Annotated in this window: 10 protein-coding genes; 9 read left to right on the top strand and 1 reads right to left on the bottom strand. The window is 64.6% G+C overall.

What is annotated here, in order from left to right; genetic code table 11:
* Positions 1-148: 148 nt before the first annotated feature.
* A complete protein-coding gene (locus JWR89_RS22045; protein ID WP_299720146.1) occupies positions 149-1,204 on the bottom strand; it encodes a polysaccharide deacetylase family protein in 1,056 nt (351 codons plus the stop codon).
* 162 nt (positions 1,205-1,366) lie between these two features.
* On the opposite strand from JWR89_RS22045, the gene JWR89_RS22040 reads away from it, so the two are divergent.
* The 9 genes from JWR89_RS22040 to JWR89_RS22000 all read left to right on the top strand — a co-directional run.
* Positions 1,367-2,764 carry an OmpA family protein gene (locus JWR89_RS22040; RefSeq protein WP_299720145.1) on the top strand — a complete coding sequence of 466 codons (1,398 nt, stop codon included), beginning with the start codon at positions 1,367-1,369 and terminating at the stop codon, positions 2,762-2,764.
* A 2-nt stretch (positions 2,765-2,766) separates the two neighbouring features.
* Complete coding sequence (locus tag JWR89_RS22035) at positions 2,767-3,063, top strand: hypothetical protein (RefSeq protein ID WP_299720144.1); 297 nt, start codon at positions 2,767-2,769, stop codon at positions 3,061-3,063.
* A 7-nt stretch (positions 3,064-3,070) separates the two neighbouring features.
* Positions 3,071-3,586, top strand: a complete 516-nt coding sequence (locus tag JWR89_RS22030; RefSeq protein WP_299720143.1) for a DinB family protein — start codon at positions 3,071-3,073, stop codon at positions 3,584-3,586.
* A gap of 251 nt (positions 3,587-3,837) precedes the next feature.
* Positions 3,838-4,896, top strand: a complete 1,059-nt coding sequence (locus tag JWR89_RS22025) for a UPF0104 family protein (protein WP_299720142.1) — start codon at positions 3,838-3,840, stop codon at positions 4,894-4,896.
* A gap of 35 nt (positions 4,897-4,931) precedes the next feature.
* Positions 4,932-6,233 (top strand): ATP-binding protein, encoded by a 1,302-nt coding sequence (locus JWR89_RS22020; protein ID WP_299720141.1) that lies wholly within the window; start codon positions 4,932-4,934, stop codon positions 6,231-6,233.
* A 139-nt stretch (positions 6,234-6,372) separates the two neighbouring features.
* Positions 6,373-7,383: a phosphate ABC transporter substrate-binding protein PstS gene (gene pstS, locus JWR89_RS22015; protein WP_299720140.1), complete on the top strand. Its 1,011-nt coding sequence runs from the start codon at positions 6,373-6,375 to the stop codon at positions 7,381-7,383.
* A gap of 230 nt (positions 7,384-7,613) precedes the next feature.
* Entirely contained in the window at positions 7,614-8,612 is a 999-nt protein-coding gene (pstC, locus tag JWR89_RS22010) for a phosphate ABC transporter permease subunit PstC (RefSeq protein ID WP_299720139.1), read from the top strand.
* Positions 8,613-9,458, top strand: a complete 846-nt coding sequence (gene pstA / locus JWR89_RS22005; protein ID WP_299720138.1) for a phosphate ABC transporter permease PstA — start codon at positions 8,613-8,615, stop codon at positions 9,456-9,458.
* A partial coding sequence (locus JWR89_RS22000) for a phosphate ABC transporter ATP-binding protein (RefSeq protein WP_299720137.1) occupies positions 9,455-10,134 on the top strand: 680 nt, incomplete at its 3' end. The genes pstA and JWR89_RS22000, both read left to right, overlap by 4 nt.

Raw genomic sequence — 10,134 nt, 5'->3', positions numbered from 1 at the left:
CGTGGTCGCGGCCGAGAACGTCGCCGGCGTCAAACAGGTCCGCGATCACATGTGCTGGGTGGATTCGATGTCGGGCGTGTATTTCCTGCCGGACGACGAACTGGACGGTACCGCGAAAGCGGTCTGAGGGCTTTCGAAGCGCCGCCGGCTACGCCGCGCCGCGGCGGAAACCGTTGTACATTGCGGTGGCGGCGCCCGAGGTCAGCACCGGCAGATAGCGGGCGTCCTGGAAGTTGCCGTTCAGCGAGACCCGCGGAAGCGCGGTGAGCTGTTCGGAATTGTCGGCGAAGATCACGCCGGGCCGTGTCGTGACAGCGGTCTGGAAGCCGGCCTTCTGCGCCAGCGCGAACTCGCGGCTGCCGGCGGCACAGCGGTCCCCATAAGGATAGGCCAGGTGCACGGCAGGGCGCTGCAGCGTGGCTTCGATGCGCGCGCGACTGGTCGCCAGTTCGTGAAGCGCCACGGCTTCAGGTTGCTTGGCGAGATTGCCATGGCTGACGCTGTGCGCGCCGATCGTCACCAGCGGATCGGCGGCGAACGGCTTCAATTCGTCCCAGCTCATGCAAAGTTCGCGGCTGATGGCGTCTTCGTCGATGCCGTGGGCGGCGCACAGCGCGGTCATCTCGCGGCGAATATCCTGATCGCCCGGCAAGCCTCGGAGCCAGGCATGCAGCCGGTCAAAGGCCATCTCCTTGCCGACCGCGGTCGAGGTGTCCAGACGAACCGAATGGCCGTCGATCGGCGCCTCGATGATATCGGCCTTCGCGACCACGCGCTCCAGCGCGATCCACCACAGCCTGCCGCCGCCGTCGGCGAAGTCGCTGGCGACGTAGACGCTGAACGGTGCGTCGAAATCCTGCATCGCCGGCAGTGCGAAATCGCGGTTGTCGCGATAGCCGTCATCGCAGGTGAAACAGGCAAAACGCCGCGAGAAGTCCTGCTCGGCCAGCCGGCGCTGGACTTCGTCGGGAGTTACGATGTCGATGTCGGACGCGCGGATATAGGCCAGGGTAGCGCGCAGGAAATCCGGGGTAATCTCCAGGTGGCGATTGGGCTGAAACACGCCGGCATGCGCGGGGCGGACGTGGTGCAACATGAAGATGGTGCCGACGCCGCCGAAAATCGGCCGCAGCACGCGATGCGCGCCGCTGAAATACAGCGCGTCGAGTCCGGCCCGGATGATGGCCCCGCGAATTTGCTTCATCGTATGACCGAGCAATTGATGTTACCCACGGAAATAATCAGAAACGGCTGAAGAAACGGTTATCCCAATACCCACGATCGTTCCACACTTTGGTCGAGTTTTCAGTTTGACAGCCCAGCAAGGGTTTGTTTTCTCTCTGCTTCCAGACCCGCAGGACTTCGAATGCACGGACTTTTCAGGTGGAGCAGCAAATGGTGGCCTGGCCTCATCCCCTTTGCCATCCTGTGGGTGCTGGCTGCCTGGGTTAGCACGGTTCCGCTGGAAGCGGAGCTTGCTGCGAACAGTGGCACCGCGCTCAAGAGCACCGTTCTCGACAAGACCCAGATCAGCGTCGCCGGCCGCGACGTCAGCTTCGCCGCGCTGGCGTTCTCCGAGGAGGGCCGCCGCAGCGCGGTGGCGTCGGTGGAGGCCGCCCCCGGGGTGCGGCTGGTCAATGACGGCACCCGTCTGGTCGCGGAGGCCAAGCCGTTCGTCTGGGTGGCCGAGCGCGATAACGTGCGGGTGACGCTGTGGGGCACCGCGCCGCTGCCGGCCAGCAAGGCGCGGATCGTCGAGGCGGCGCGCGCCGCGCTCAATGGCACCGAGGTGGTCGATCGCATGGGGCTGGCGCGGGGCGCGCCCGCTCGCTTCGATGCCGCCACCCTGTTGCTGCTCGATCAGGTAGCCAAGCTGAAGGACGGCAAGATCATCGTCCAGGATACTGCCATCAGCCTGGCCGGCATGGCGCGCGAACTCGGCGGCCGCGAGGCCATCGCCGCGGCGCTGAAGAATCTGCCGGAGGGGTTTTCGGTTGCCGCCAACGACGTCAAGGCGCCGCCCTACGTGTTCCAGGCCAATAAAGATCCGGTCGCGGTGACGCTGACCCTGAGCGGCTATGTCCCCGACAACAATGTCCACGCCGCGCTGGTGGCGACCGCCGGCCGCAAGTTCGCCAACGAGAAGATCGTCGACAACCTCAAGGCCAGCATCGGCGCGCCCTCCGGCTTTTCTGCAGCCGTCACTTCGGCGCTCGGTGCGCTGTCGCGGCTATCGACCGGCACGCTCATCGTCTCCGACCGCGAGGTCAAGCTGTCCGGCGATGCCCTGTATGAGGCCGCCGCCGGCCAGATCCGTGCTGGCCTGGCCAAGGAACTGCCGACGGGCTGGACCACCAAGCCCGAAGTTTCGGTCAAGCCGGCCGCGTCGCCGGTGGATTCCACGGTGTGCCGGCAGTTGTTCGCGCAGAACCTGGCCAAGGGTCGGATCCGCTTCGAGACCAACAGCGCCTCTATCAATGCGGATTCCGCCGGGCTGCTCGACCGCCTGATCGAAATCGCGATGCGCTGCCCCACCACGGCGGTGGAGATCGTCGGCCACACCGATGGCGACGGCGATGCCGGCTTCAACCAGATCCTGTCGGAAAAGCGCGCTCAGGCGGTGCAGGATTATCTGGTCAAGGCCGGCCTGCCGGCGGATCGCTTCAGCACCACCGGTTACGGCAGCAGCCAGCCCATCGCAGGCAACGAGACCGACGAGGGCAAGCTGCAGAACCGCCGTATTGAATTCCTGGTGAGGCAATAACGATGGCCTATCTGGCAATATTTCTGTGGGGCTGGCTGTTCGGCGCCTTCCTGCTCGGGTTCGGGATGGGGTGGATCGCAGTGGTGTATCGCGGCAAGCCGGTGCCGAAAGTATGGATCCAGCGGCTGTCGGTGCTGGCGGTAGTGATCGTCGGCGTCGCCGTTGCGCGCGTGGTGCCGGGCCGGTTCGGCTACTGGCTCGATCTCGGCCTGGCGCTGTTCGGCTTCTACCTGGTCGGCTGTTCGATTGGGTCGTGGCTGCGCGACTGGGTGGTGTCCCGCCACGTTCGGGCCGGGTGAGCAACCGATGGCCCTCGCTGCACACTACCGGATGTTCGGCCGCTACAATGCATGGGCCAACGCGCTGGTCTACGAAGCTGCCGCCACGCTCAGCCCCGATCAGTTTCGCGCCGACCGCGGTGCCTTCTTCAAGTCGGTGCAGGGCACCCTGAACCATCTGCTGGTCACCGACCGAATCTGGCAAAAGCGCTTCACCGGCGAAGGCGTGGCGCCCGATCGGCTTGACGCGCTGCTGTTTGAGGATTTCGGCGAATTGCGTGCCGCACGGATCGCCGAGGACGCCCGGATCGTTCGCTATGTCGATGGCCTCGACGAGGCACGGATCGCCGGCACCATCAAATATCGCCGGGTATCGTCACCGGAGGAATTCGAGCAGCAACTCGGGCCGGCGCTGGCGCACTGGTTCAACCACCAAACCCATCACCGGGGCCAGGTCCACGCCTTGTTGACGGGGCTGACCGGACTTGCGCCGGAACTCGACCTGTTATTTTACCAGCGACTTGCCGCCAGATCGGCGGCGTGAGGTCACGAAAGTCTCACCATCGCGTGTGAGGCGGTGGCTGCCGTCAATTTGCCGCAGGTGGCGCGCCATACCGCCCCTCTGGTTTGTTAAACCTGACCTAATATATTGATGCTGCGTGTTTTTCGTTCACGATCGACGAATTCCACTTTGCTTCAAAACACGCTAGGACAGGTCGTCCTGGAGACACGAGACGGCGGTCACGCCGAGGTTTACCCGACTGCCCTTGGTCGTTGATCGTATTCGAGGTCTAAATGCTGGAAGCCATACGCAGGGCGGTCTCGTTTCTGCGCGACAAGCAAATCCTGCACAAGCTCGGTGTTCTGCTCAGCGTCGCGGTCATCGCGTTCGCCTGCTACATGCTTTATCACAAGCTGCGCAACATTAACGGCCACGCCGTCTATGAGGCCATGAAGGCGACCGAGCCGCGCCTGATCGGCTTCGCCGCGCTGTCGGTGGCCGCCGGCTATTTCACCCTGACTTTCTACGACTGGTTCGCGGTGCGCGCGATCGGCCGCGCCGACATCCCGTACCGCGTCAACGCGCTGGCCGCGTTCTCCAGTTATGCGATCGGTCATAATGTCGGCGCCAGTGTCTTCACCGGCGGCGCGGTGCGCTACCGGATCTATTCGGCCTGGGGCCTGAACGCGATCGACGTCGCCAAGATCTGTTTTCTCGCCGGCCTGACATTCTGGCTCGGCAACGCCGCGGTGCTCGGCATGGGCATCGCCTATCATCCGGAGGCGGCCACGGCGATCGATCTGTTGCCGCCGTGGCTCAACCGCCTGTTCGCCATCGGCATCCTGGCGGGCCTTGCCGGCTATGTGGTCTGGGTCTGGGCGAAGCCGCGCTGCGTCGGCCATGGCACCTGGTCGGTGCAGTTGCCGGGCGGCCCGCTGACGCTGCTGCAGATCGTGATCGGCATCATCGATCTCAGTTTCTGCGCGCTGGCGATGTACATGCTGGTCCCCGACGAGCCCAATCTCGGCTTCGTGGTCGTAGCGGTGATCTTCGTGTCCGCGACCCTGCTCGGCTTTGCCAGCCATTCGCCGGGCGGGCTTGGCGTGTTCGACGCCGCCATGCTGGTCGGGCTGTGGCAGATGGACAAGGAAGAGCTGCTTGCCGGCATGCTGCTGTTTCGCGTCCTGTACTATCTGGCGCCGTTCTTTATTTCCGTCATCCTGCTGACGTGTCGGGAACTTATCGTCGGCGCGCGCTCGAAACGGCTGCAGGCGTTGACGGCGGCGATCGAGGTGGAGGCCCCGGCCGGCGTCGGTCGCCCCCTCAAGAAACATGGCGGTTCCGGCGCCTGATCTAAGACATCCGGAGCAGGAAAAGAGCCCGTCAGATGGCCATCGAAGCTTCCCCGCCCACCCTGTTTTCGCCGTGGCCCGACCGGCTGCGGCATTCCGCGATCATCCTGCTCGCGGCCGGGCTGGTGCTGCTTGCACTGGTGCTGTTCGGCGAATTGTCGCCGACCCGCGCCGGGATCGCCTTCGTCGTTATCGCCGCCGCCGCCCTGGTGCCATGGCGGCTGCATGACGTCGTGGCGTCGCGCGAGGAAGTGCTCGGCGTCAATCCGGTGGAGGCGCCGGCGGTGCGCGCTATCATTGCCGGCATGCCCGATCCCGCCGCGTTGCTCGACCGCGCCGGCCGCGTTATCCATTTCAATCCCGCCGCCGCCCAGTTGGCGCCCGCGCTGCGCAAGAACGAACTGGCGCAGTTCGCGCTGCGCTCGCCGGAGATCGTCGTCGCGTTGCGCGAGGCCATCGCCACCACCGAGCCGCGGCGCGCCACCTATCTCGATCACGTCCCGGTCGACCGCTGGATGGAATTGATCATCACGCCGCTGTCGGTACCGACGGCGTTCGGCGGCTCCGACATCTGCATGCTGATGACCTTCCACGACCAGACGCCGTTGCGCCGGGTCGAGGAAATGCGCGCCGACTTCGTCGCCAATGCCAGCCATGAGTTGCGCACGCCGCTGGCGGCACTGTCCGGCTTCATCGAGACGCTGCAGGGCCCCGCCAGGGATGACGCCAAGGCGCGCGAGCGTTTTCTCGGCATCATGCATACCCAGGCGAAGCGGATGGCGCGGCTGATCGACGACCTGCTGTCGCTGTCGCGGGTCGAACTCACCGCCCATGTCCGGCCGGACATGCAGGTCGATCTGCTGCCGATCATTCGCCAGGTCAGCGACGGCCTCGAGCCGTTGGCGGCGGAGCGAAACGTCAAGATCGAAATGGACCTGCCGGATGCGGCCGTGACCATCTCTGGCGACCGCGAGGAGCTGCTGCGGTTGTTCGAGAACCTGATCGAGAACGCGCTGAAATACGGCGCCTCCGGCGGCCGTGTCGCGGTGTCGGTGATCCTGGTGGCGGCGAGCCCCGATGGCGCGCCGGAAGTGCGCGTCGCGGTACGGGATTTCGGCCCCGGGATCGCCCCGGAACATCTGCCGCGGCTGACCGAAAGGTTCTACCGGGTCGATGTCGGCGACAGCCGCGCGCAGGGCGGCACGGGGCTCGGTTTATCGCTGGTGAAACATATTCTTAACCGCCATCGCGGCCGATTGTTGATCGAAAGCGTGCCTAAAAACGGAGCGACGTTTACCGCCGCTTTTCCCCAGGTCAAAGCCCCGCCGGCGCCATAAAACTTTTATTTTTCAATGGCTTGCCGCTGTCATCCAACTGTCACCGAACCATCATAAAAGGTCTATCGACCCCCCTTAAACGGGCGGCGTGAGCAGGATCGGGCGCATTCGGCGCCTAGCTCAGCAGATGGAGACCATCATGAAATTCCTCAAGGCAATCGTCGCTGCAGGCCTCGTCGCCGCATCGACGTCGGCATTCGCCGCCGACATCACCGGTGCCGGCGCCACCTTCCCGTTCCCCGTCTATTCGAAGTGGGCTGACGCCTACAAGAAAGAGACCGGCAATGGCCTCAACTATCAGTCGATCGGCTCCGGCGCCGGCATCAAGCAGATCCAGGCCAAGACCGTGACCTTCGGCGCCACCGACGCGCCGCTCAAGGCCGAACAGCTCGAGAAGGACGGCCTCGTCCAGTGGCCGATGGTGATGGGCGCCATCGTTCCCGTCGTGAACCTGGAAGGCATCAATTCCGGCGAGCTGGTGCTGTCCGGCGAGCTGCTGGCCGACATCTATCTCGGCAAGGTTCTCAAGTGGGACGACGCCGCGATTGCCAAGCTGAATCCGAAGCTGAAGCTGCCCTCGGCCGCCATCACCGTGGTGCGTCGTTCGGACGGTTCGGGCACCACCTTCAACTTCACCGACTATCTCGCCAAGGCGAGCGCCGACTGGAAGACCAAGGTCGGTTCGGGCACCGCGGTCGAATGGCCGGTCGGCGTTGGCGCCAAGGGTAACGAAGGCGTTGCCGGCAACATCAGCCAGACCAAGAACGCCATCGGTTACGTCGAATACGCCTACGCCAAGCAGAACAAGCTGACCTACGCCGCGCTGATCAACAAGGCCGGCAAGACCGTGCAGCCGACCATCGCTGCCTTCCAGGCTGCCGCGTCGAACGCCGATTGGGCCAAGGCGCCCGGTTACTACGTGATCCTCACCGACCAGCCCGGCGAAGCTTCCTGGCCGATCACTGCCGCGACCTTCATCCTGATGCACAAGACCCCGGCCGACAAGGCTGCCTCCGCCGAGGCCGTCAAGTTCTTCACCTGGGCTTTCGCCAAGGGCGGCAAGATGGCCGAAGAGCTCGACTACATCCCGATGCCGGAGCCCGTCGTCAAGCTGATCGAGAAGACCTGGTCGGCTGATATCAAGAGCTGAGCGATAACACGCCGACAGTAGTGTCCCCTCCCCCTTGGGGGGAGGGGCGGGGAGAGGGCCACAAGCTCCAGCGCCTGTGGCTCCCCCCTCTCCCGGCGCTTCGCGCCACCCTCCACCACCTAGCGAAGCTTCGCTTCGCACCGGGGGAGGGGACCCGCGGCGAGCGCTGAGTATGTTTCTTCAATGATGCGCTCGCGCATCCAGTACAGTAACAAGAACAGGGGACTGGCGTGGCAGATATGGCCGTACAGAGCTCGTCGATGGAAGCCGCCGGACCCTATGATCGCGCCAAGGCGCTCAACGCCTTCAAGTTTGGCGATCAGGCCTTCTACTGGATCACGCGCGTCTGCGCGCTGTCGGTCCTGCTCATTCTCGGCGGCATCATTCTCTCGCTGATCGTCGGCGCCTGGCCGGCGATGAAGGAATACGGCTTTGCGTTCCTGTGGACGCAGCGCTGGGCGCCGTCCGCCGATCCGCCGGTGCTCGGGGCGCTGGGCCCGATCTACGGCACGCTGGTCACCTCGGTGATCGCCATGGCGATCGCGATTCCGGTCGGCCTGGGCATCGCAATCTTCCTCACTGAGCTGTGCCCGCAGTGGCTCCGCCGCCCGATCGGCATGGCCGTCGAACTGCTCGCCGGCATTCCCTCGATCATCTACGGCATGTGGGGCTTCTTCGTTCTCGGCCCGTTCCTGGCCAACCACGTCCAGCCTTTCATGATCAACACTTTCGAAGGCGTGCCGGTGCTCGGCACCATCTTTGCCGGCCCGCCGTCCTATCTCAGCCTGTTTAATGCCGCGCTGATCCTCGCCATCATGGTGCTGCCGTTCATCACCTCGATCTCGGTCGATGTGTTCAAGACGGTGCCGCCGGTGCTCAAGGAAGCCGCCTACGGCGTCGGCTGCACCACCTGGGAAGTGGTCCGCAACGTCGTCATCCCCTACACCCGGGTCGGCGTGATCGGCGGCGTCATGCTGGCGCTGGGCCGCGCGCTCGGCGAGACCATGGCGGTGACCTTCATCATCGGCAACTCGTTCCGGATCTCCGGCTCGATCTTCGGGCCGGGCACCACGATCTCCGCGGCGATCGCCAGCGAGTTCGCGGAAAGCGACGGTCTGCACCAGTCCGCGCTGATCCTGCTCGGCCTGCTGCTGTTCGTGCTGACGTTCTTCGTGCTGTCGGCGGCGCGGCTGATGCTGATGCGTCTCGAGAAGAAGGCGGGCAACTAAATGAACCCGATTTATGCGTCCCGTCGCCGCACCAACGTCATCATCCGCGCTTTGTGCATGGGGGCCGCTCTGTTCGGCGTCACCTGGCTGGCGCTGATCCTGTTCACGCTGTTCGCCAACGGCATCGCCGGCATCAGCGTGCAGCTGTTCACCCAGAACACGCCGCCGCCGGGATCACAGGAAGGCGGTCTGCTCAACGCCATCGTCGGCTCCATCATCATGACGGTGATCGGCGTCGGCATCGGCGCGCCACTCGGCCTGTTCGCCGGCACCTATCTCGCCGAATACGGCAAGAACGACCGGCTCACCGCGGTGATCCGCTTCATCAACGATATCCTGTTGTCGGCGCCCTCGATCATCATCGGCCTGTTCGTGTACGGCGCGGTGGTGGTGCCGATGGGCGGCTTCTCGGCACTGGCAGGCTCCCTGGCGCTGGCCGTGATCGTGATCCCCGTGGTGGTCCGCACCACCGAGGACATGCTCGGCCTGGTGCCCAATCCGCTCCGCGAGGCGGCCTCGGCGCTGGGCCTGCCGCGCTCGTTGGTGATCAAGCGGATCGCCTACCGCGCGGCCCGCGCCGGTCTCATCACCGGCGTATTGCTGGCGACCGCCCGTGTCGCCGGCGAAACCGCGCCGCTGCTGTTCACAGCCTTGAGCAACCAGTTCTTCAGCCTGGATCTCACCAAGACCATGGCCAACTTGCCCGTCACCATCAACAACTTCGTTCAGAGCCCGTACGAGTACTGGAAACAGCTTGCCTGGAGCGGCGCCCTGATCATCACCCTGACCGTACTTGCCCTTAACATTGGCGCGCGCATTCTCGGCGCCGAGAGGACAGCCAAATGAGTGAGCTTTCTGTATCTTCCGGCGTTCCCTCCGTATCGCTGCCCCCGCAGGTAGCGAAGGGGGAGGAGCGTTCCAAGGTCAGCGTCCGCGACCTGAACTTCTATTACGGCGAACACCACGCCTTGAAGCACATCAACCTGACCCTGGTCGCCAACCGCGTGACGGCCTTCATCGGCCCGTCGGGCTGCGGCAAGTCCACGCTGCTCCGTATCTTCAACCGCATGTACGACCTTTATCCCGGCCAGCGCGCCGAGGGCCAGGTTATGCTCGACAACCAGAACGTCCTTGACCCCAAGCTGGATCTTAACCTGCTGCGCGCCCGCGTCGGCATGGTGTTCCAGAAGCCAACCCCGTTTCCGATGACGATCTACGAGAACATCGCCTTCGGCCAGCGCCTCTACGAGAAGATCTCGAAGTCCGAGATGGACGGTCGCCTCGAGAAGGCGCAGCGCGGTGGCGCGCTGTGGAACGAGGTCAAGGACAAGCTCAACGCCTCCGGCCTGAGCCTGTCCGGCGGTCAGCAGCAGCGCCTGTGCATCGCGCGCACCATCGCGGTGCGCCCCGAAGTCATCCTGTTCGATGAGCCGACCTCGGCGCTGGACCCGATCTCGACACTCAAGATCGAGGAGCTGATCGACGAGTTGAAGCGCGACTTCACCATCGCGATCGTCACGCA

It is taken from the genome of Tardiphaga sp. (assembly GCF_028290785.1).
Taxonomy (GTDB): Bacteria; Pseudomonadota; Alphaproteobacteria; order Rhizobiales; family Xanthobacteraceae; genus Tardiphaga.
The sequence above is the reverse complement of the archived record's forward strand: the minus strand, read 5'-3'. Positions and strand labels throughout refer to the sequence as shown.